The sequence below is a fragment of the Gibbsiella greigii genome (assembly GCF_039540155.1).
Taxonomy (GTDB): Bacteria; Pseudomonadota; Gammaproteobacteria; order Enterobacterales; family Enterobacteriaceae; genus Gibbsiella; species Gibbsiella quercinecans.
This window is the reverse complement of the sequence record NZ_BAABEM010000010.1, coordinates 1-21,161: the sequence shown is the minus strand read 5'-3', so window position 1 is coordinate 21,161 and position 21,161 is coordinate 1. Positions and strand designations below refer to the sequence as shown.

The 21,161-nt window shown below is 56.6% G+C and carries 17 protein-coding genes, 1 rRNA gene and 1 riboswitch; of the genes, 12 read left to right on the top strand and 6 right to left on the bottom strand.

Annotated features, from left to right (window positions below):
* Positions 1–128: 128 nt before the first annotated feature.
* Positions 129–1,025, top strand: a complete 897-nt coding sequence (gene metF / locus AC559G_RS10455) for a methylenetetrahydrofolate reductase (RefSeq protein ID WP_346083088.1) — start codon at positions 129–131, stop codon at positions 1,023–1,025.
* Positions 1,026–1,097: 72 nt separating this feature from the next.
* Here the strand turns inward: metF and AC559G_RS10450 are convergent, their stop codons facing one another.
* Entirely contained in the window at positions 1,098–1,901 is an 804-nt protein-coding gene (locus tag AC559G_RS10450) for an AraC family transcriptional regulator (RefSeq protein ID WP_498912517.1), read from the bottom strand.
* A 94-nt stretch (positions 1,902–1,995) separates the two neighbouring features.
* Here AC559G_RS10450 and AC559G_RS10445 point away from each other — a divergent pair, with 94 nt between their 5' ends.
* Entirely contained in the window at positions 1,996–3,180 is a 1,185-nt protein-coding gene (locus AC559G_RS10445; RefSeq protein ID WP_498912516.1) for an MFS transporter, read from the top strand.
* A gap of 17 nt (positions 3,181–3,197) precedes the next feature.
* Here the strand turns inward: AC559G_RS10445 and ppc are convergent, their stop codons facing one another.
* Both ppc and argE read right to left on the bottom strand, forming a co-directional pair.
* Complete coding sequence (gene ppc, locus AC559G_RS10440; protein WP_438599650.1) at positions 3,198–5,837, bottom strand: phosphoenolpyruvate carboxylase; 2,640 nt, start codon at positions 5,835–5,837, stop codon at positions 3,198–3,200.
* A gap of 385 nt (positions 5,838–6,222) precedes the next feature.
* Positions 6,223–7,368 (bottom strand): acetylornithine deacetylase, encoded by a 1,146-nt coding sequence (gene argE / locus AC559G_RS10435; protein ID WP_095846641.1) that lies wholly within the window; start codon positions 7,366–7,368, stop codon positions 6,223–6,225.
* A gap of 216 nt (positions 7,369–7,584) precedes the next feature.
* Between argE and argC the strand changes: the two genes are divergently transcribed.
* The 4 genes from argC to argH all read left to right on the top strand — a co-directional run bounded on the left by argC (position 7,585) and on the right by argH (position 12,080).
* Positions 7,585–8,589, top strand: a complete 1,005-nt coding sequence (gene argC / locus AC559G_RS10430) for an NAGSA dehydrogenase family protein (protein WP_498912515.1) — start codon at positions 7,585–7,587, stop codon at positions 8,587–8,589.
* Positions 8,590–8,614: 25 nt separating this feature from the next.
* Positions 8,615–9,391, top strand: coding sequence for an acetylglutamate kinase (gene argB, locus AC559G_RS10425; protein WP_438597817.1), 777 nt, complete (start codon positions 8,615–8,617; stop codon positions 9,389–9,391).
* 25 nt (positions 9,392–9,416) lie between these two features.
* Positions 9,417–10,637 carry an argininosuccinate synthase gene (locus tag AC559G_RS10420; protein WP_095846644.1) on the top strand — a complete coding sequence of 407 codons (1,221 nt, stop codon included), beginning with the start codon at positions 9,417–9,419 and terminating at the stop codon, positions 10,635–10,637.
* A 69-nt stretch (positions 10,638–10,706) separates the two neighbouring features.
* A complete protein-coding gene (argH, locus tag AC559G_RS10415; protein ID WP_498912514.1) occupies positions 10,707–12,080 on the top strand; it encodes an argininosuccinate lyase in 1,374 nt (457 codons plus the stop codon).
* Between the two features lie 76 nt (positions 12,081–12,156).
* On the opposite strand, the gene AC559G_RS10410 is transcribed toward argH, so the two are convergent.
* Positions 12,157–12,888, bottom strand: coding sequence for a glutathione peroxidase (locus tag AC559G_RS10410; protein ID WP_498912513.1), 732 nt, complete (start codon positions 12,886–12,888; stop codon positions 12,157–12,159).
* Positions 12,889–13,039: 151 nt separating this feature from the next.
* Here AC559G_RS10410 and oxyR point away from each other — a divergent pair, with 151 nt between their 5' ends.
* A complete protein-coding gene (gene oxyR, locus AC559G_RS10405) occupies positions 13,040–13,960 on the top strand; it encodes a DNA-binding transcriptional regulator OxyR (RefSeq protein ID WP_462614749.1) in 921 nt (306 codons plus the stop codon).
* Here oxyR and sthA read toward each other — a convergent pair.
* Positions 13,943–15,340, bottom strand: a complete 1,398-nt coding sequence (sthA, locus tag AC559G_RS10400; protein ID WP_498912512.1) for a Si-specific NAD(P)(+) transhydrogenase — start codon at positions 15,338–15,340, stop codon at positions 13,943–13,945. The two genes, oxyR and sthA, sit on opposite strands and share 18 nt — an antisense overlap.
* Positions 15,341–15,556: 216 nt before the next feature.
* Here sthA and fabR point away from each other — a divergent pair, with 216 nt between their 5' ends.
* Together fabR and AC559G_RS10390 are read left to right on the top strand one after the other, a co-directional pair.
* Positions 15,557–16,189 carry an HTH-type transcriptional repressor FabR gene (gene fabR / locus AC559G_RS10395; protein WP_095846649.1) on the top strand — a complete coding sequence of 211 codons (633 nt, stop codon included), beginning with the start codon at positions 15,557–15,559 and terminating at the stop codon, positions 16,187–16,189.
* A 15-nt stretch (positions 16,190–16,204) separates the two neighbouring features.
* Entirely contained in the window at positions 16,205–16,576 is a 372-nt protein-coding gene (locus AC559G_RS10390) for a YijD family membrane protein (RefSeq protein WP_438598023.1), read from the top strand.
* A 39-nt stretch (positions 16,577–16,615) separates the two neighbouring features.
* Here the strand turns inward: AC559G_RS10390 and trmA are convergent, their stop codons facing one another.
* Positions 16,616–17,719, bottom strand: coding sequence for a tRNA (uridine(54)-C5)-methyltransferase TrmA (gene trmA / locus AC559G_RS10385; RefSeq protein WP_498912511.1), 1,104 nt, complete (start codon positions 17,717–17,719; stop codon positions 16,616–16,618).
* 120 nt (positions 17,720–17,839) lie between these two features.
* A riboswitch (cobalamin riboswitch) is annotated at positions 17,840–18,052 on the top strand.
* Positions 18,053–18,120: 68 nt separating this feature from the next.
* On the opposite strand from trmA, the gene btuB reads away from it, so the two are divergent.
* From btuB to AC559G_RS10370, 3 genes are all read left to right on the top strand, one after another.
* Positions 18,121–20,007 carry a TonB-dependent vitamin B12 receptor BtuB gene (gene btuB / locus AC559G_RS10380; protein WP_498912510.1) on the top strand — a complete coding sequence of 629 codons (1,887 nt, stop codon included), beginning with the start codon at positions 18,121–18,123 and terminating at the stop codon, positions 20,005–20,007.
* Positions 19,952–20,815, top strand: a complete 864-nt coding sequence (murI, locus tag AC559G_RS10375; protein ID WP_498912509.1) for a glutamate racemase — start codon at positions 19,952–19,954, stop codon at positions 20,813–20,815. Before btuB ends, murI begins: the two co-directional genes overlap by 56 nt.
* Before the next feature lie 245 nt (positions 20,816–21,060).
* Positions 21,061–21,161, top strand: a 16S ribosomal RNA gene (locus tag AC559G_RS10370); the annotation flags it as partial.

Genomic DNA, 21,161 nt, shown 5'->3' with positions numbered 1-21,161 from the left:
TCGTGAGGATAAATCATCGCCTATTCCCGGGTTTCCTGTTGACTGTCTGAGCAATATCCGGCATTTTCTATCTAGACGTCTAAACGTATAGACGCTTATCAAAAACAGCGATCGATAAGAGGCAGGGTATGAGTTTTTTTCACGCAAACCAGCGGGAAGCGCTGAATCAGAGTCTGGCGGAACTGCACGGCCAGATTAACGTGTCGTTTGAGTTTTTCCCGCCGCGTACCAGTGAGATGGAAGACACCCTGTGGCAATCTATCGATCGCCTGAGTAGCCTGAAGCCGAAATTTCTCTCTGTGACTTACGGGGCGAACTCCGGCGAGCGCGATCGCACCCACAGCGTGATCAAAGGGATCAAAGAGCGCACCGGGCTGGATGCGGCGCCGCACCTGACCTGCATCGATGCCAGCCCGGCGCAGTTGCGTGAGATCGCGACCGACTACTGGAACAGCGGTATTCGCCACATTGTGGCCCTGCGCGGGGATTTGCCGGCGGGCGGCGGCAAGCCGGACATGTATGCGGCCGATCTGGTGACGTTGCTAAGAGAAGTGGGCGACTTTGATATTTCCGTGGCGGCTTACCCGGAAGTGCATCCGGAAGCGAAAAGCGCCCAGGCGGATTTAATCAACCTGAAGCGCAAGATTGACGCCGGCGCTAACCGCGCAATCACGCAGTTCTTCTTCGATGTGGAAAGCTACCTGCGTTTCCGCGACCGCTGCGTAGCCACCGGTATTGATGTTGAAATTGTGCCGGGTATTTTGCCCGTGTCCAACTTCAAGCAGCTGCAGCGTTTCGCCACCATGACCAACGTGCGCGTGCCAAGCTGGATGACCAACATGTTTGAAGGGCTGGATAACGATCCGGAAACGCGCAAAATGGTCGGCGCCAATATCGCCATGGACATGGTGAGGATCCTGAGCCGCGAAGGGGTAAAAGACTTCCACTTCTATACGCTGAACCGCGCCGAGATGAGCTACGCCATTTGCCATACCCTGGGCGTGCGCCCGGTGGTTGCGGCCTGAGTTTATCCCTGCAATTTCCCCGCAGCGCTGTGCGATTGGCACGGCGCTTTTTGGTTTCTGGGCGTAGCCCGATTAAATACGGCTGGGTGAGGTTCCAAACAGCTGCCTGAAGGCGTAAATAAATGCCGAAGGCGTGGCGTAGCCAATCGCCAGGGCGACCTCGGTGACGGACAACCCCGATCGCAACAACGCCAGCGTGCCCAGCAGGCGCATACGCTGCCGCCACGTGTGGTAGGGCAGGCCGGTAGCACGCAGGAAATGGCGAGAGAAGGTGCGCGGTGACATGTGCGCAGCACTGGCGGATTGCGCCAGCGTATGCGGCAACTGCGGCGCTTTCTGGATCGCCAGGCAAACCTCCAAAAGCCTGAGAGCGGTTGGGAAGGGCAGGTTGAATGGGGCATCGGGCAGCGCTTGCAGTGAATCAAGCAGCACGCCTACCTTGCGGCCCTCCGCGCCTTGTTGGTCATAGCAGACCGGAAGCTGCGTACACGCATGGTGGATGAAGGCACGCACGAAATCATCCACCTTCACTACCCGCAGGCGGCGATCGGCCATGGTGATCGCCGCCTGTTCGATATACAGGCTTTCCAGCTCCACATTTTCCCCCACCCAGAGACTATGCTCGCACCCCGGCGGTAACCACATGCCGTAATCCGGGGGGAGGGTCAGCGCGGTTTCGCCGGCTTGCACTTGCATTAATCCCTTGCGGGCGAATAGGAACTGCCACCAGCGGTGCCGATGGCTTTCGATATGTGTTCCGGCCTCAATGTGGTAGGCGCGTAGATAAACGGGGCGCGGCAATGTCTTCAACGGTGAGGTGGAAGCAAGGCGCCACTCCCGGCGATTGGATCGTGGCGGTGTAGTGGAAGCAGTCATTTGGCAGTTAGTCGATGTCATTGGGCGATTTGTCGAAAGATTACACCCGATAAGCGCGCTAGCCTATTGCCATTTGGAACAGGGGAACGTGAGCATGGTGAAATATTCCACCTTATTGCCGTGGCTGATGGTTTTCGGCGCCGGCCTGTGCCTGCGTACTGGCATTTCATCGCTGGCGCCGGTGTTGGGCGCCATTCAGGAGCAACTCTTGATTGCCGGCGGCGCGCTTGGGCTGCTGACGGCGGTGCCGGTGATTTGCATGGGGTTGCTCTCCCCGTTGGGCTATATCGCCTATCGTCGGTTTGGCCTGAAGCGCGCGATGCTACTGGCCTTTGGCATCCTCATTCTGGGGCTTTCCCTGCGCCTGGCGGCGCAGAGCTATGGTTTGCTGCTGTTGACGGCGGCCTTGGTCGGTATCGGCGATGCCATCATCCGGCCATTGCTTAGCGGTTTTATCAAGGAAACGTTTCATGATGATAAGGCCCCGGCGGCGATGGGGCTGTACGCCACCAGTATGGGGGTGGGATCGGCCATTGCCGCCTATGCAACGCCGTTGTTGGCCCACATGGCCGGTGGTTGGCAAGCCGGGCTGGCTTTCTGGGCGATCCCCGCCGTTGCCGCCGCCGGCCTGTGGGCGGTTTGGCCTGCTGCGCGTGGGGCGGTAGCGTTGCCCACCGCTGCCACGCACCGGCCGAAGCGAAGGGTGGTGGTGTGGCTGGCCTTATTTTTCGGCCTGCAGGCTGGGATTAACTATACGGTGGTAGCATGGTTGCCCAGCCTGTATGTGGCTTCTGGCTTTACTCCGCATGCCAGTAGCGCGCTGATTGCGTTGTTTCTGGTGCTGCAAACGGCAACCAGCCTGTTCTTCCCCCTGCTCCTGCGTGGGGTGCGGGTGGGCGTTGTGGGCGCAATGGGGATATTCACCGCGCTGGTTATCGCCGGCACGCTGATGCTGTGGTGGTTACCGCAAACGGTGTGGGGCGCGGCGGTGCTACTTGGGCTGGGCACCGGCGGCTTGTTCCCACTCGCGCTGCTGTTGCCGTTGGCGTTTTCCGCATCAAAACACCAGGCCACGCGCCTGAGTGGGCTGACGCAGTCCGCGGGTTATCTGTTCGGTGGCATGATGCCATGGATTGCCGGCGCCGCTGCCGATGGTTTTGGTGTGGTATCGGGCGTGGCGGTTCTTGCGTTGCTGATGGGGTTGGGGTTGATCGTTGTTGTGGCGCTGGTGCGTGCAAGCTATCGCGAAAATAAAACGGCCCTGCAAGCAGGGCCGTAAAAGCAACGCAGCAATGGCTAGCCGGTATTGCGCATACCGGCGGCCACGCCGGCGATGGTGACCATCAGCGCCTGTTCCACGTTAGCGTCCGGGTGGTCCTCCTGCTGGCGTGAACGGTGCAGCAGTTCGGCCTGCAACACGTTCAACGGATCGGTATAGACGTTACGCAACGCGATGGATTCGGCGATCCACGGCAGGTCTTCCATCAGGTGATCGTCATTGGTGATGTCCAGCACGACTTTGATGTCGCTTTCCAACTGTTCGCGCAGCTGTTTGCCTAGCGGCCACAGCGTTTTATCCACCAGGCGCTGATCGTAGTATTCCGCCAGCCACAGGTCGGCTTTAGCGAACACCATTTCCAGCATGGCGATGCGGGTGGAGAAGAACGGCCAGTCGCGGCACATGGTTTCCAACTGATCCTGTTTACCGGCTTTCACCGCTTCCTGCAGACCGGCGCCGGCGCCCAGCCAGGCGGGTAGCATCAAACGGTTTTGCGTCCATGCAAAGATCCACGGAATGGCGCGCAGGCTTTCCACACCGCCGTTCGGGCGGCGTTTGGCCGGGCGTGAACCTAACGGCAGTTTGCCCAGCTCCAGCTCCGGCGTTGCCGCGCGGAAGTAAGGCACGAAGTCTGGGTTTTCACGTACGTAGCCGCGGTACATGTTGCATGAGGTTTCTGACAGTTCGTCCATCAGTTGGCGCCACTCTTTCTTCGGTTCCGGCGGCGGCAGCAGGTTGGCTTCCAGAATGGCGCCGGTATACAGCGCCAGGCTGCTGATGGTGACTTCCGGCAGGCCGAACTTGAAGCGGATCATCTCGCCCTGCTCGGTAACGCGCAGGCCGCCTTTCAGGCTGCCCGGCGGCTGCGACAGCAGCGCGGCATGCGCCGGCGCGCCGCCACGGCCGATAGAGCCGCCACGACCATGGAACAGCGTCAGCGCTACGCCGGCTTTTTCGCAGGTTTTGATCAGCGCATCCTGTGCCCGGTACTGCGCCCAAGAGGCAGCCATCACGCCGGCGTCTTTCGCCGAGTCGGAATAACCAATCATCACCATCTGTTTGCCCTGGATAACGCCACGGTACCAATCGATGTTCAACAGTTGGGTCATGACGTCGTCGGCATTGTTCAAGTCTTCCAACGTTTCGAACAGCGGCGCGACCGGCAAGATGAACGGGCAGCCGGCCTCTTTCAGCAACAGATGCACGGCCAACACGTCGGAAGGCGTACGGGCCATGGAGATGACATAGGCGGCAATGGAGCCTTCCGGGGCTTCGGCGATCACGCGGCAGGTTTCCAACACTTCGCGCGTCATTTCGCTCGGTTCCCACTTCAGCGGCACCAACGGGCGTTTGGAGTTCAGTTCGCGGATCAGGAAGGCCTGTTTATCGGCTTCTGACCAGCTTTCATAATCCCCCAGCCCCAGATAGCGGGTGATTTCGGCGATGGCTTCGGTATGACAGGTGCTTTCCTGGCGCACATCGATGCGCACCAACGGCACGCCGAAGCAGCGCACGCGGCGCAATGTATCCAGCAGTTGACCATTGGCAATGATGCCCATGCCGCAGGCCTGCAGCGACTGGTAGCAGGCATACAGCGGCTCCCACAATTGCTCGTTGCGCTCCAGCAGGTTTTTCGGCGCTAGGATGTTGGTGCCTTTCAGGCGGCCTTCCAGGTATGCCAGGGTATTGGTCAACTGGGCGCGCAGCTGCTTCATGAGCTCGCGATACGGTTCCTGCACCTCATCGCCGCCGGCCAGTTTGCGCAGCTCCGGGGTACATTCGGTCATCGATAACTCGGACACCAGCACCTGGATATCGCGCAGGAACAGATCGCAGGCTTTCCAGCGGCTCAGCAGCAGTGCGCGGCGGGTTACTTCGGCGGTGACGTTTGGGTTGCCGTCGCGATCACCGCCCATCCACGAGGTGAAGCGCACCGGTACGGCTTCGACCGGCAGGCTGTAATTGATGGAATTTTCCAACTGCTCGTTGAATTCGCGTAAAAAGGCGGGCACGCCTTCCCACAGGCTGTTTTCCACCACCGCAAACCCCCACTTCGCCTCATCGATAGGCGTAGGGCGGTTTTTGCGGATTTCATCGGTGTGCCAGGCCTGGGCCACCAGTTGGCGCAGGCGGCGCATGATTTTATTGCGTTCGTAGTCAGCCAGATCGTTGTGATCGAGCTGGCTGAGGCAGGTGTTGACCTCAACCAGTTTATGAATCAGGGTGCGGCGGGTGATTTCCGTTGGGTGCGCGGTCAGAACCAGTTCGATGGAAAGCTGATCCACGGCATTTTGCAGCTCTTTATTGCTGAGCTTTTTATCTTTTAAGCGGGTGAACAGTTTAGCCAGCTCTTCAGGGTTGCTGGCGGCTTCACCATGCGGCGAAATGCTGTGGTACTGCTCAGCGACGTTGGTCAGATTGAGGAACTGGCTAAAGGCGCGCGCCACGGGCAGCAGTTCATCGTTGGACAAGTTCTGCAGCGTATTGAGCAGTTCCTGGCGGTGTGCTTCATGGCCTGCACGTGAAGATTTGGAAAGCTTACGGATAGTTTCAACGCGATCGAGAATATGCTCACCCAGCGCTTCCTTAATGGTTTCGCCGAGCAGTTTGCCGAGCATACTCACATTACCCCGCATTGCCGAATATTGTTCGTTCATATAACCCCTGATCCAGTTTTCTGTATACCCTTTATCCTTCAAGTTGTAGCGGTGGAGGCGTTATGCCGGAGCCCTGGTGACTTGCAAAACTAAGCGCCCGGGCAACACGTTTGTTGCCTGGCTGCAACTTGGAGGTTATTGGATAAATGACTTTTCATTTTGTTTGTAAGTTAATTTCACGTGCCAAGCGAAGATCGCCCGTTTTATCTGGTCACGCTCCTGTCCAACTACCAATTGACACTATTTTTAGCAAAAAAACATCAAATTCTGCGTATTTTCTGAAATTTAATTACGGCACGCGGGTTATCAGTATGGCTTATCACATCCAGCCGGCGTGCCTAATCTCAAGGGATAATAAATGATTACCCCTATCTTTCATCATGATTTATTGGTGGCAAAAATGATCGATCAGTTGCCCCAGCAGCTTGCGCGTCGGTTCGATAAAGGCGGTATCGATGTACTCATCCGGCTGGTGCGCCTGGTTGATCGATCCCGGGCCCAACACCAAGGTTGGGCAAACGCGCTGCACGAAAGGCGCTTCGGTGCAATAGTTGACCACCTCGGTGCGTGAACCCAGCAATTTTTCAATCACGGCGACCATTTTGTGATCCGTCGGGCATTCATAGCCGGGGATCGGTGCATGCAGCTCGTCAATGGTCAGGCGGCCGGGCCAGCGTTCGCTGACCGGCGCCAGTGCGGTATGCAGCAACTCATTGATATTGTCTAACGTCATCCCCGGCAGCGGGCGGATATCCATATGCATTTCGCAGCAGGCGCAGATGCGGTTGGCTGCATCGCCGCCGTGGATATAGCCAAAGTTCATGGTGGGGTAAGTCACGGCGAACGACGGGCTGTTGTAACGTTCCTGCAGCGTTTTGCGCAGATCGATCAGGTGGCCGATGGCTTCATGCATCAAATCAATGGCGTTTACGCCGCGCGCCGGATCGCTGGAATGGCCGGACTGGCCGACGATGCGAATCGCGTTGGAAATATGGCCTTTATGCGCCCGCACCGGCTGCAGCGAAGTCGGCTCACCGATAATGGCGAAGTCCGGACGAATTTGGGTGGAGGCGGCAAAATAGCGTGCGCCGGCCATGGAGGTTTCTTCATCCGCTGTCGCCAAAATATATAGCGGTTTATTCAGTTTGGTCACATCAATATCGCGCAACGCATCTAGAATAAAAGCAAAAAAGCCTTTCATGTCGGCGGTGCCCAGGCCGTACAGCTTGTTGTCGTGTTCTGTCAGGGTGAAGGGATCGCGCGTCCAGCGGCCGTCGTCGTAAGGAACCGTGTCGGAGTGCCCGGTCAGCAACAGGCCGCCGCTGCCTTCGCCGATGCTTGCCAACAGGTTGAATTTGTTACGGGAACCGGGAACCGGCTCAACGTCAACGCGAAAGCCCAAATCGCTGAACCAACCGGCGAGCAAGTTGATTAATGCTTCATTACTTTGATCGAGGGCGCTATCGGTGGCGCTGATCGACGGTGTGGCGATCAACGCCCGGTACAGCTCAATAAATGGAGGTAATTTCATCTTCACTGTTGACAGCCTTTAGTTAGGATAGTATCAATATTCATGCATTTATTTTGAATAAAAATACAGTAAGCTGGAGCGGAAGGGAACCCGATACCCGGATGTTTATAAATCCATCAACGCTCCATCTCGTGGGTGAACGGCGCAACAACGCGGCCAAGCCCTGTTACCGAGGTCTACACGACCACACTGAAAGTTTAGAAGGTGAAAGGCCACATGTTGAATACGCTGATCGTTGGTGCCAGCGGTTATGCCGGAGCTGAGCTCACGGCTTACCTGAATCGCCACCCACACATGAACATAACCGCTTTAGCGGTTTCAGCGCAAAGTGCAGATGCAGGAAAGTTGCTTTCCGATTTGCATCCCCAGTTGAAAGGCATCGTCGATCTGCCGCTGCAACCCTTGGTTGACGTCGCGCAGGCGGCCCAGGGTATCGACGTTGTATTCCTTGCCACCGCTCATGAAGTCAGCCACGACATTGCCCCAGAATTTCTGGCGGCGGGTTGCGTGGTCTTCGATCTGTCCGGCGCGTTCCGCGTGCAGGACGCTGATTTTTACAGCCAGTATTACGGTTTCACGCACCAGCATGCAGACTGGCTGGTGCAGGCGGTATACGGCCTGGCGGAATGGCAAGATGAAAAAATCAAACAGGCGCAGCTGATCGCCGTGCCGGGCTGTTACCCCACCGCCGCGCAGCTGGCGTTGAAACCGCTGATTGACGGCCAACTGCTGAATCTGGAGCAGTGGCCGGTGATTAACGCCACCAGCGGCGTCAGCGGCGCAGGGCGCAAGGCCAGCCTGACCACCAGCCTTTGCGAAGTGAGCCTGCAGCCCTACGGTATCTTCACCCACCGGCACCAGCCGGAAATCGCTGCGCACTTAGGCGTGCCGGTCATCTTTACCCCGCACTTGGGTAACTTCCCGCGGGGGATTCTTGAAACCATCACCTGCCGCCTGCAGGCCGGCGTAACCGCCCAGGACGTGGCGGCGGCTTATCACGCTGCCTACGACGACAAACCTCTGGTGCGGTTGTACGATAAAGGCGTGCCGGCGTTGAAAGCGGTGGTGGGGTTGCCGTTCTGCGATATCGGCTTTGCCGTGCAGGGCGAACACCTGATCGCCGTCGCGGTGGAAGACAACCTGTTGAAAGGCGCGGCAGCCCAGGCGGTGCAATGCCTGAATATCCGTTTTGGGTTCCCTGAAACCCTGTCACTGCTTTAATGTAAAACTGCGTGGGATGTGAACCGTGATGAACCCGTTAATTATCAAATTAGGTGGCGTGTTACTAGACAGCGAAGAAGCGCTCGCGCGTTTATTTACCGCGCTGGATGTTTACCGCCAGCAGCATCAGCGCCCGCTGGTGATCGTCCACGGCGGTGGCTGCGTGGTGGATGAGCTGATGAAACAGCTTTCTTTGCCGGTTGTGAAGAAAAACGGCCTGCGCGTCACGCCGCCCGACCAGATCGATATCATCACCGGTGCCTTGGCCGGCACCGCCAACAAAACCCTGCTGGCTTGGGCGGTGAAATACCAGATTAACGCTGTTGGCCTGAGCCTGGCCGATGGCGGCAGCGTTAGCGTCACCCAGTTCGATCCGGAGCTGGGCCACGTGGGCAAAGCTCAGGCCGGCTCGCCGCAACTGTTGAATACCTTATTGAACGCCGGTTATCTGCCTGTCGTGAGCTCTATCGGTATCACGGCCGAAGGCCAACTGATGAACGTCAACGCCGATCAGGCCGCGACGGCGCTGGCGGAGACATTGGGCGCCGATCTTATCCTGCTGTCTGACGTTAGCGGTATTCTGGACGGCAAGGGGCAACGTATCGCCGAAATGACGGCGCAAAAAGCCGAACAACTGATTGCGAAAGGGATTATCACCGATGGTATGGTGGTGAAGGTGAACGCGGCGTTGGATGCCGCCCGTACGCTCGGCCGCCCGGTGGATATCGCCAGCTGGCGTCATGCCGATCAGCTCCCGGCCCTGTTTAATGGTGTGTCGATTGGCACCCGGATCCTCGCTTAAATTTAGAACGACAAGGAATAAAACCATGCAAGACCAAGGCATCAAAAAAATCGTATTGGCGTACTCCGGTGGCCTGGATACCTCTGCCATCATTCCCTGGCTGAAAGAAAACTACGGCGGTTGTGAAGTGGTCGCCTTTGTGGCCAACATCGGCCAGGATCCGAGCGATCTGGACGGGGTGGAAAAGAAAGCCCTGCAATCTGGCGCTTCTGAATGCCACGTGGTTGATCTGCGTGAAGAATTCATCCGCGACTACGTTTACCCGGTGCTGCAGACCGGCGCGCTGTATGAAGGCAGCTACCTGCTGGGCACCTCTATGGCCCGGCCGATTATCGCCAAGGCTCAGGTTGAGCTGGCGCTGAAGGTGGGCGCAGACGCGCTGTGCCACGGCGCAACCGGTAAAGGTAATGATCAGGTGCGTTTTGAAACCACCTACACCGCGCTGGCACCGCAGCTGAAAGTGGTGGCGCCATGGCGTGAATGGAACCTGCGTTCCCGTGAAGCCCTGCTGGATTACCTGAAAGAGCGTAATATCCCGACGACTGCTTCGCTGGAAAAAATCTACAGCCGTGATGAAAACGCATGGCATATCTCCACCGAAGGCGGCGTGCTGGAAAGCCCGTGGAATGCATCTAATAAAGATTGCTGGGTATGGACTGTCGATCCGCAAGAAGCGCCGGATCAGCCGGAGCAGGTTTCGGTTACCGTTGAGCAAGGCAACGTGGTGGCGGTAAACGGTGAAAAACTCAGCCCGTACCAGTGCCTGGTTAAACTCAACGATCTGGGTGCCAAACACGGCGTTGGCCGTATCGACATCGTAGAAAACCGCCTGGTGGGCATCAAATCCCGCGGTTGCTATGAAACCCCAGGGGGCACCATCATGGTTGCCGCGCTGCGTGGCGTTGAGCAACTGGTGCTGGATCGCGACAGTTTCAAATGGCGCGAACAGCTGGGCCTGGAAATGTCCTACGTGGTGTACGATGGCCGCTGGTTCGCGCCGCTGCGCCGTTCGATTCAAGCTGCGGCGGCAACGCTGGCGGCCGACGTTAACGGCGAAGTGGTGTTGAAGCTGTACAAAGGCCAGGTTAGCGTGATTCAGAAAAAATCCGACAACAGCCTGTACTCTGAAGAGTTCGCCACCTTCGGTGAAGATGAAGTTTACGATCACAGCCATGCCGGCGGCTTTATTCGCCTGTTCTCGCTGTCTTCCCGCATCCGTGCGCTGAACGAACAGAAGAAAAAATAACGTCAGTTGGCGTCAATTGTCGGGGGCGCAGCGTGCTGCGCCCTTTTGCATAACATTCAGGAGTAGATTATGGCACTTTGGGGCGGGCGGTTTAGCCAGGCGGCAGATCAGCGGTTCAAACAATTAAACGATTCTCTGCGTTTTGACTATCGCTTGGCGGAACAGGACATCACGGGTTCCGTCGCCTGGTCAAAAGCATTGGTGACCGTGAATGTGTTGACGGTGGAAGAGCAACAGCAACTGGAAGCCGCGCTGGGCGATTTGCTGCAGGAAGTGCAGGCTGATCCACATTCCATCACCGCCAGCGACGCCGAAGATATTCATAGCTGGGTGGAGCAGAAACTGATCGAGAAAGTGGGCGATCTGGGCAAAAAGTTGCACACTGGCCGCAGCCGTAACGATCAGGTCGCGACCGATCTGAAACTGTGGTGCAAGCAACAGGTGGGCGAACTGCATCAGGCGATCGTGCATTTGCAACAGGCGCTGGTGGAAACGGCCGAAGCCAATCAGGATGCCGTCATGCCGGGTTATACCCACCTGCAGCGCGCCCAGCCGGTGACTTTCGCGCATTGGTGCCTGGCATACGTTGAAATGCTGGCACGCGATGAAAGCCGCCTGCTGGATACGCTGAAACGCCTTGACGTTAGCCCGCTGGGCTGCGGCGCATTGGCCGGCACCGCCTACCCGATCGACCGCGAACAGCTGGCCGGCTGGTTGGGCTTTGCTTCCGCCACCCGCAACAGCCTGGACAGCGTCTCGGATCGCGATCACGTGCTGGAGCTGTTGTCCAACGCCGCCATCAGCATGGTGCACCTGTCACGCTTTGCCGAAGATCTGATTTTCTTCAACAGCGGCGAGGCGGCGTTTATCGATCTTTCTGACCGTGTGACCTCCGGCTCTTCTCTGATGCCGCAAAAGAAAAACCCGGACGCGCTGGAGCTGATCCGCGGCAAGTGCGGCCGCGTGCAGGGCGCGCTGACTGGCATGATGATGACGCTGAAGGGCCTGCCGTTGGCCTACAACAAAGATATGCAGGAAGACAAAGAAGGGCTGTTCGACGCGCTTGATACCTGGATGGATTGCCTGCAAATGGCTGCGCTGGTGCTGGAAGGTATTCAAGTGAAGTGCCCGCGTTGCCAGGAAGCGGCGGAGCAAGGCTATGCCAACGCCACTGAACTGGCGGATTATCTGGTTGCCAAAGGCGTGCCGTTCCGTGAAGCGCACCACATTGTCGGCGAAGCGGTAGTGGAAGCCATTCGCCAGGGGAAAGCGCTGGAAGCCTTATCGCTGGTGGACCTGCAGAAATTCAGCAGCACGATCGGCGAGGATGTTTATCCGATCCTCTCGCTGCAATCCTGCCTGGATAAACGTGCTGCCCAGGGCGGCGTGTCTCCGCAGCAGGTTGCCAGCGCCATTGCGGCGGCGAAAGCACGTTTGGCGTAATCTGCAGCGCTGTGGCAATAAAAAAGGCGGGCTAAAGCCCGCCAAAGCACATATCGATATTTGTTATTGATTGTTATCAGGCTGACAGGAAAGTTTCCAGGTCATCGCTGCCGCCGATGTGGCGGCCGCCAATGAACACCTGTGGTACCGTGGCGCGGCCGCTGACGGCGCGCAGGCTGACGGTGGTCGCATCTTGGCCCAGGACGATTTCTTCATACTGAATGCCACGCTCTTGCAGCATTTGTTTGGCCTTGGCGCAGAACGGGCAGCCCGGTTTGGTGAACACGGAAACCGATTCCTGCACTTTGAATTCCGGTGCCAGGTACTTCAGCATAGTGTCGGCATCAGACACTTCAAACGGGTCGCCTGGTTTGTTCGGCTCAACAAACATTTTCTCAACCACGCCGTTGCGCACCAGCATGGAATAACGCCATGAACGTGGGCCAAAGCCCAGCTCTGCTTTTTCCACCAGCATATTCATGCCTTTGGTGAATTCCCCGTTGCCGTCCGGCACGAAGGTGATATTTTCAGCATGTTGGTCTGCTTTCCAGGCATTCATCACGAAAGTGTCGTTGACGGACACGCACAGGATGCTGTCTACGCCGTGCTGGCGGAACACGCTGGTCAGCTCGTTGTAGCGCGGCAAGTGGCTGGAAGAGCAGGTTGGGGTGAACGCGCCTGGCAGGGAGAACACGATCACGGTTTTATTTTTGAACAAGTCATCGGTGGTGACATCAACCCAACGATCGTCCTGGCGGGTGTGGAAAGTAACCTGTGGGATCTTTTTGCCTTCTTGACTGGTAAACATTCAATAATTCCTTAATCAGTAATGAATAATTCTTTATTTTGGCGCGTTGCCCTTTTGTTGGGGGATATTATTCATGCTGGGGGTTGATAGATCTAATCACTGATTGCTATCTTATCTATCGCCATGGGCTATCGTGGCTTGGAGGGAAACAATGAATATTCGTGATTTAGAATACCTGGTAGCACTGGCTGAACATCGCCATTTTCGGCGCGCGGCGGACTCTTGCCACGTTAGCCAGCCGACGCTCAGTGGTCAGATTCGGAAGCTGGAAGATGAACTGGGCGTGATGTTGCTTGAACGCACCAGCCGCAAGGTACTGTTCACCCAGGCAGGGCTATTGCTGGTGGAACAGGCACGCACGGTGCTGCGTGAAGTCAAGGTGTTAAAGGAGATGGCCAGCCAGCAGGGCGAAACCATGTCCGGGCCGTTGCATATCGGCCTGATCCCCACCGTGGGGCCTTATCTGCTGCCGCAAATTATCCCCACGCTGCACAAGACATTCCCTAAACTGGAAATGTACCTGCATGAAGCACAGACCCAACAACTGTTGGCGCAGCTCGACAGCGGCAAACTGGACTGCGCCATCCTGGCGTTGGTGAAAGAAACCGAAGCCTTCATTGAGGTGCCGCTGTTTGATGAGCCGATGAAGCTGGCCGTGTATGCCGATCACCCGTGGGCGCACCGCGAACGCGTGGCGATGCCGGATCTGGCCGGGGAGAAACTGCTGATGCTGGAGGACGGGCACTGCCTGCGCGATCAGGCGATGGGGTTCTGTTTCCAGGCCGGTGCGGATGAAGATACCCATTTCCGCGCCACCAGTTTGGAGACGCTGCGTAACATGGTTGCGGCAGGCAGCGGTATCACACTGTTGCCGTCTTTGGCGGTGCCGCATGAGCGGGAACGCGACGGCGTGTGTTACCTGGACTGCTACAAACCGGAACCGAAGCGCACCATTGCTCTGGTGTATCGCCCCGGTTCCCCTTTGCGTAGCCGTTATGAGCAGTTAGCCGAAGCCATTCGCGAGCATATGCAGGGCTACATTAACAATGCAGCGTTAAAACAGGCGGTTTAAGCCGTTCAATGCCGCTACCCGATAGGCTTCGGCCATGGTCGGGTAGTTGAAGGTGGTATTGACGAAATACTCAATGGTGTTGCCGCCGTTCTTCTGTTCCATGATCGCCTGGCCGATGTGAATGATCTCCGCTGCACGTTCGCCGAAGCAATGGATCCCGAGGATCTCCAGCGTTTCGCGGTGAAACAGGATCTTAAGGCTGCCGACGTTCATGCCGGCGATTTGCGCCCGCGCCAGGTGCTTGAACTGGGAACGGCCCACTTCATACGGCACTTTCATCGCCGTCAGCTCCTGCTCGGTTTTGCCGACGGAGCTGATTTCCGGGATGGTATAAATGCCGGTTGGGATATCTTCTATCAGGTGCCCGCTCACTTCTTCCGAGGAAATCGTGCGTGCGGCAATGCGCCCCTGATCGTAAGCGGCGGAAGCCAGGCTCGGGTAGCCGATCACATCCCCCACGGCGTAGATATGCGCAAGCGCGGTCTGATACAGGCTGTTGACTTTCAGCAGGCCGCGGCTGTCCGATTCCAGGCCGATGCCTTCCAGGCCCAGCGAGTCAGTGTTGCCGGTGCGGCCGTTCGCGTACAACAGGCAATCCGCCTTCACTTTCTTGCCGGACTTCAGGTGCACGATGACGCCGTCATCCATGCCTTCAATCTTCTCGAACTCTTCGTTGTGGCGGGTGACCACGCCGCTGTTCCAGAAATGGTACGAGAGCGCGTCTGACATTTCCTGATCGAGAAACGCCAGCAGGCGATCGCGGGTGTTGATCAGATCCACCTTCACATTTAGCCCGCGGAAGATCGATGCATACTCACAGCCGATGACGCCGGCGCCGTAGATAATCACGTGGCGTGGCTCATGGTTCAGCTCAAGAATGGAATCGCTGTCGTAGATCCGCGGATGGTTGAAATCTACGCTGGGCGGATGATAGGGGCGCGAACCGCAGGCGATCACGATGTTTTCGGCGCGGAGGGTGTCCTGGGTGCCGTCCGGGTAGGTGACGCTGACGGTATGGGCATCAAGAAAGCGTGCGTTGCCGGCAAATAGCTGGCAGTGATTGCGTTCATAAAACCCCTGCCGCATACGGGTTTGCTGATTGATGACGCTATCGGCATGGCGGAGGATATCCGGGAAAGTGGCGCTTAAGGTACGGGAACCATTGTATAGCGGGTTCTGGTTGAATTCGATAATGCGGCTGACGGTGTGGCGCAGGGCTTTGGAGGGAATGGTGCCCCAGTGTGTACAGCCGCCGCCCACGTTGTTGTAACGCTCGATCACGGCGACGCGAGCGCCGCGTTTGACCAAACCCATCGCTGCCCCTTCGCCGCCGGGGCCTGAGCCGATAATAATGGCATCAAATTGAGAGTGTTGCTGCATGTGAGATCGTCCTGCTCCGATACAAAACAATAACGATAATTTAACATCATATCTCAGCGCGTCTCATCAACATTAGGCTTTTTTAGGCAAACTGCGACGGGCGTCGGCCCGAAGTGTGATAGAACGTGTTCGGATAAATGTTGTTGCAATAAAATTTGCTATATTGCCTGTTCTACGGCGTTAGACTGGGCAAATGGGACTTATCTGGATATGCATATGGGCGTCAGAGCACAACAAAAAGAACGGACTCGTCGTTCGCTGATCGAAGCGGCTTTCAGCCAGCTAAGTGCCGAACGCAGTTTTGCCAGCCTAAGCTTGCGCGAGGTGTCGCGTGAGGCGGGGATCGCGCCGACCTCATTTTATCGCCACTTCCGTGATGTGGACGAACTGGGGCTGACCATGGTTGACGAAAGCGGCCTGATGCTGCGCCAGTTGATGCGCCAGGCGCGCCAGCGTATTGCGAAAGGCGGCAGCGTGATCCGCACCTCCGTCTCCACTTTTATGGAGTTTATCGGCAATAACCCCAATGCTTTCCGGCTGCTGTTGCGTGAACGCTCCGGCACCTCGGCGGCATTCCGCGCCGCCGTGGCGCGCGAAATCCAGCATTTTATCGCCGAATTGGCGGACTATCTTGAATTGGAAAACCACATGCCGCGCAGCTTTACCGAAGCGCAGGCTGAAGCCATGGTGACGATTGTGTTCAGCGCCGGTGCGGAGGCGCTGGATGTCGATATTGAACAGCGCCGGCAGTTGGAGGAGCGGCTGGTCTTGCAACTGCGGATGATCGCCAAAGGCGCTTATTACTGGTATCGCCGTGAACAAGAGAAGGCATCCGTATCCCACGTATAAGAAAAGGTGAAAGTGATGGAAAAACCAGGCCGTGAAAATGGCACTTTGCTGCTGGCGTTGATTGCTGGCCTTTCAGTAAACGGTTCATTTTGCGTGTTGTTCAGCTCGGTCGTGCCGTTTTCGATTTTCCCCCTGATTGCTCTGGTGCTGGCGGTTTACTGCCTGCATCAACGTTACCTTAACCGTGCGATGCCGGACGGCATACCGAAGCTGGTTGGGGCCTGTTTCCTGCTGGGGCTATTGCTGTATAGCGCGATCGTGCGCGTGGAGTACCCGCAGATTGGCTCTAACTTCCTGCCATCGATTATCTGCGTGGCGCTGGTGCTGTGGATTGGCGCGAAGCTGAAAGCGCGCCGGGCGCAAACGCAGGAGAGTGAGCACCAGTAAGCCATCGGGCAGGCTCGGCCCTTAGCCGAGCCTGTGGCGTCAGGCGCGTTTTTCCAGCAGCACGCCGCATTCCATGTGATGGGTATAGGGGAACTGATCGAACAGCGCCAGGCGGCTGACGTTATGAGTCGCCTGCAGCGTTTCCAGGTTGGCGCACAGCGTCTCCGGGTTGCAGGAGATGTATAGAATGCGTGGGTAACCCTGCACCATCTTCACGGTTTCCGCATCCAGGCCGCCGCGCGGCGGATCGACGAAAATCGTTTCACAGTTGTAACTGCTCAGATCGATGCCCTGTAGACGGTTGAAGCTACGCACGCCGTTCATCGCCTGGGTGAATTCTTCGGCGGACATACGAATAATCTGCACGTTGTCGATGCGGTTCGCCGCAATGTTATATTGCGCCGCCGCCACCGAAGGCTTGGCGATTTCGGTAGCCAGCACGCGCTCGAAGTGGCGGGCTAGCGCCAGCGAAAAGTTGCCGTTGCCGCAGTACAGCTCCAGTAAATCCCCCTGTGAACCGGCGGTGACGTTCAGCGCCCACTCCAGCATTTGCACGTTCATCGCGGCGTTGGGCTGGGTGAAGCTGTTTTCCACCTGGCGGTAAATCATGTCTTGGCCGGCGACTGGCAGCACTTCGTCGACAAAGTCTTGATCCAACACGATTTTGGTTTTAGACGCGCGGCCGATCAAGTGCAGATCAAACCCCTGGGCGCGCAGATCGTCACGCAGCTTTTGCGCAGCGGCGAGCCAGTCGTCGCCCAGCTTGCGGTGGTACAGCAGCGAAGCAATGATTTTGCCGCTTTGGGTGGACAGGTAGTCAATCTGGAACAGTTTGTGGCGCAGCACCGGCTGTGGCTTGAGCGCCGCCAGCAGCGCATCCATCAGGCGGTTAATCAGCTGGCTGGCCGCTGGGAAGCGGTCTACGCGGATACGCTGCTTGGTGTGCTGATCAAACATGATGTGGTACATATCGTCGCCATCATGCCAGATGCGGAATTCTGCGCGCATGCGATAGTGGCTCACTGGCGAGCGGAACACCTCCGGCGCGGGCGCATTGAACGGCGCCATCATTGCCTGCAGGCGGGCGGTTTTTTCCGCCAGTTGGTCGTCGTAGCGTTCAATGGGCAATATCTCGGGCGTCATGGTTCTTCTCGTCAGGCTGATTGAATCAGCGGGGATTGTAGGATATCAGCCCGTGAAGTCCAGCGTTGTGTCGTTTATTATTTGTAACATTAGTAGCAGTCTAGACATCCATTTACATTGATCGTAGCATGGCGATCCGGCCTCAAGCAGCGAGTGAAAAGGGAATCCGGTGTGAACCCGGAGCTGACGCGCAGCGGTATGGGGAAGTCACGGCAATAGCGTGTTGCACGCAGACACTGCCTGTTATTACGGGTGGGAAGTCATTGCCCGGTGCCGGTTGCCTGCAACCTGCACATCCCGAGCCCGAAGACCTGCCGGTGATACGTCGCAATGCCCATGGTTGTCGCGAACTAACAGCCATGCCCTGCGGCATCCGCCAATTCAGTTTGGATGCTTTTTCCATGACAATGATAAAAAATATGCTGCTGGCGGCGGTCTCGTCCGCTACGGCCTTTTCTGTTTGTGCGCAAGACAATACCACCACTAAAAGTGAAGAAACCATGGTGCTCACCGCTAACCGCTTCCCGCAGCCGGTTTCCTCGGTACTGGCGCCGGCGACGGTGGTGACTCGTGATGATATCGATCGTTGGCAAGCCAAGAGTCTGGTCGACGTTATGCGCCGTTTACCCGGAGTGGATGTGGGCCAGAATGGTGGCCTGGGGCAACAAAGTTCGCTGTTTATCCGCGGCACCAACTCCAGCCATGTTTTGCTGCTGATCGACGGTATTCGCCTGAATCAGGCCGGTGTCAGCGGTGCTTCCGATCTCAGCCAAATTCCTTTATCGCTGGTGCAAAAAATCGAATATATTCGCGGCCCGCGTTCAGCCGTCTATGGCTCCGATGCGATCGGTGGGGTAGTCAACATTATTACTACCCGTGAGAATAACGGCACTACGCTCTCCGCCAGCGTGGGTTCCAATGGCTATCAGGCCTATGACGGCTCTACCCAACAGCAACTGGGCGACAGCACGCTGGCGACGCTGGCGGGCAACTATACCTATACCAAAGGGTATGATGTGGTGGCCAATTTGCCGGATAATTATGGTAACCCGGCGCAGCCAGATCGTGACGGCTTTATGAGCAAGTCATTGTATGGCACTGTGCAGCATCAGTTTAATGACCATTTCAGCGGTTTTTTCCGCGGTTTTGGCTATAACAACCGCACCGCCTATGACGGTAATTACAGCTATACCGATCTTTCGCACCTTGATGCACTGCCTGATACGCGCAAGCTTTATAGCCAAACCTGGGACAGTGGCCTGCGTTATCAGGAGGGGATCTACGCCACTCAGTTAGTCGGCAGCTATAGCCGCAGCAAAGACTATAACTATGATCCCAAATATGGCCCTTATTCTGCTTCCGCTACTCTGGATGATTCCAGGCAATACAATATCCAATGGGGAAATACCTTCGAGATTGCGCAGGGTAGCATCAGTGCAGGTGCCGATTGGCAAGAGCAAAAAATTGAACCTGGCACCGCTTATATTACCAGCGGCAAGAGCCAGCGTAACACCGGGCTTTATCTGACAGCGCAACAGCAAATTGACACCCTTACCTTTGAGGGCGCGGTGCGCAGTGATGATAACTCGCAGTTTGGGTGGCACAGCACCTGGCAAACCAGCGCCGCTTGGGAGTTTGTGGATGGCTACCGTGCCATCGCATCCTACGGTACGGCGTTCAAAGGCCCCACCCTTGGGCAGCTGTACGCCGGCAGTTGGGGAAATCCGAACCTGAAGCCGGAAGAAAGCAAGCAGTGGGAAGCCGGTTTTGAAGGGCTGACTGGCCAGATAACCTGGCGTATTAGTGGCTATCGTAATGAGATTGATAACCTGATCGACTATGGATCAGACTATGTTTACTACAACATCAATAAGGCACGGATTAAAGGCATTGAGGCAACGGCATCGTTTGACACTGGCCCGTTGAGCCACCAGATTTCGTATGACTATGTCGATCCTCGTAATGCGGATACCAACAAGGTGTTGGCGCGTCGTTCAAAGCAACAGGTAAAATACGAGTTGGATTGGCAGGTATACAACTTCGATTGGGCGGTCACGTATCACTATTTGGGGCAGCGTTATGATACTGACTATAACGCGCCTTCTTCTGCGCAAACGGTCAAACTCGGCGGCGTTAGCCTCTGGGATCTCGCAGTTTCATATCCGGTCACCTCTCACCTGACGGTTCGTGGTAGAATCGCTAACCTGTTTGATAAAGATTATGAGACGGCATATGGCTACGTTACTCCAGGAAGGGAGTATTACCTCACTGGAAGCTATACCTTCTAATCCCCCCGTGCTTCCACGCCCGACGGTGCTGGTTTTTGATTCCGGCGTCGGCGGGTTGTCGGTCTACCAGGAGGTTCGGCAGTTGCTGCCGGATCTCCACTATATCTATGCTTTCGACAATGTGGCCTTTCCTTACGGTGAGAAATCCGAAGAGTTCATCATCGCGCGCGTGCTGGAGATCGTCGGTGCGATACAACAGCGCCATCCGTTGGCCCTTGTGATTATCGCCTGTAATACCGCCAGTACCGTTTCACTGCCGGCTTTGCGTGAGCGTTTTAACTTTCCGGTGGTTGGCGTGGTGCCGGCGATTAAGCCGGCTGCCAGGCTAACGGCTAACGGCATCGTGGGCTTACTGGCGACGCGCGGCACCGTTCAGCGCGCTTATACCCATGAACTGATCGCCCGTTTCGCCACGGACTGTAAAATTGAGCTGCTGGGCTCTTCAGAACTGGTCGAGCTGGCGGAGGCTAAACTGCATGGCGAAACCATCCAGTTAGCGGCGCTGAAGCGCATTTTGCATCCTTGGCTGAGCATGCGCGAACCGCCGGATACGGTTGTGCTGGGCTGTACGCATTTCCCATTGTTGGCGGAAGAATTAATGCAGGTATTGCCGGAGGGCACTCGGCTGGTAGATTCTGGTGCCGCCATTGCGCGCCGCGCCGCCTGGTTGATCTCTACCCAGGAAAATCTGGCATTAACCCAGGAAGAAAATCTGGCCTACTGTTTGGCCTTTTCCGCAGATACAGATGCATTATTGCCCGTTTTACAGAGCCACGGCTTTAATTCGTTGAAAAAACTGCCGCTTTAAGCGTGTTTTGCCTAAATATACAGNTTGACTCTTCGGGCGAAAAGCGTAGTATACGCAGCCCACGCCAGCGAGTTTATCGCCGGCGACGCTCTTTAACAATTTATCAGACAATCTGTGTGGGCACTCACAAGACGATATCCAGCACCTTCGGGTGCAAAAAATATCAAGTCTTGAAGAGTGACTAACTGAAGTAAAATTCATGCAGTAAATCTTCGAGCAGCTATTAACTTAGCAAATCAAGCTTTTAATTGAAGAGTTTGATCATGGCTCAGATTGAACGCTGGCGGCAGGCCTAACACATGCAAGTCGAGCGGCAGCGGGAGGAAGCTTGCTTCCTCGCCGGCGA

Excerpts from the sequence above, each read along its gene's own strand:
- metF (WP_346083088.1), top strand. The coding sequence starts at position 129 with ATGAGTTTTTTTCACGCAAACCAGCGGGAAGCGCTGAATCAGAGTCTG.
- AC559G_RS10450 (WP_498912517.1), bottom strand. The coding sequence starts at position 1,901 with ATGACTGCTTCCACTACACCGCCACGATCCAATCGCCGGGAGTGGCGC.
- AC559G_RS10445 (WP_498912516.1), top strand. The coding sequence starts at position 1,996 with ATGGTGAAATATTCCACCTTATTGCCGTGGCTGATGGTTTTCGGCGCC.
- ppc (WP_438599650.1), bottom strand. The coding sequence starts at position 5,837 with ATGAACGAACAATATTCGGCAATGCGGGGTAATGTGAGTATGCTCGGC.
- argE (WP_095846641.1), bottom strand. The coding sequence starts at position 7,368 with ATGAAATTACCTCCATTTATTGAGCTGTACCGGGCGTTGATCGCCACA.
- argC (WP_498912515.1), top strand. The coding sequence starts at position 7,585 with ATGTTGAATACGCTGATCGTTGGTGCCAGCGGTTATGCCGGAGCTGAG.
- AC559G_RS10420 (WP_095846644.1), top strand. The coding sequence starts at position 9,417 with ATGCAAGACCAAGGCATCAAAAAAATCGTATTGGCGTACTCCGGTGGC.
- argH (WP_498912514.1), top strand. The coding sequence starts at position 10,707 with ATGGCACTTTGGGGCGGGCGGTTTAGCCAGGCGGCAGATCAGCGGTTC.
- AC559G_RS10410 (WP_498912513.1), bottom strand. The coding sequence starts at position 12,888 with ATGTTTACCAGTCAAGAAGGCAAAAAGATCCCACAGGTTACTTTCCAC.
- oxyR (WP_462614749.1), top strand. The coding sequence starts at position 13,040 with ATGAATATTCGTGATTTAGAATACCTGGTAGCACTGGCTGAACATCGC.
- sthA (WP_498912512.1), bottom strand. The coding sequence starts at position 15,340 with ATGCAGCAACACTCTCAATTTGATGCCATTATTATCGGCTCAGGCCCC.
- fabR (WP_095846649.1), top strand. The coding sequence starts at position 15,557 with ATGGGCGTCAGAGCACAACAAAAAGAACGGACTCGTCGTTCGCTGATC.
- AC559G_RS10390 (WP_438598023.1), top strand. The coding sequence starts at position 16,205 with ATGGAAAAACCAGGCCGTGAAAATGGCACTTTGCTGCTGGCGTTGATT.
- trmA (WP_498912511.1), bottom strand. The coding sequence starts at position 17,719 with ATGACGCCCGAGATATTGCCCATTGAACGCTACGACGACCAACTGGCG.
- btuB (WP_498912510.1), top strand. The coding sequence starts at position 18,121 with ATGACAATGATAAAAAATATGCTGCTGGCGGCGGTCTCGTCCGCTACG.
- murI (WP_498912509.1), top strand. The coding sequence starts at position 19,952 with ATGGCTACGTTACTCCAGGAAGGGAGTATTACCTCACTGGAAGCTATA.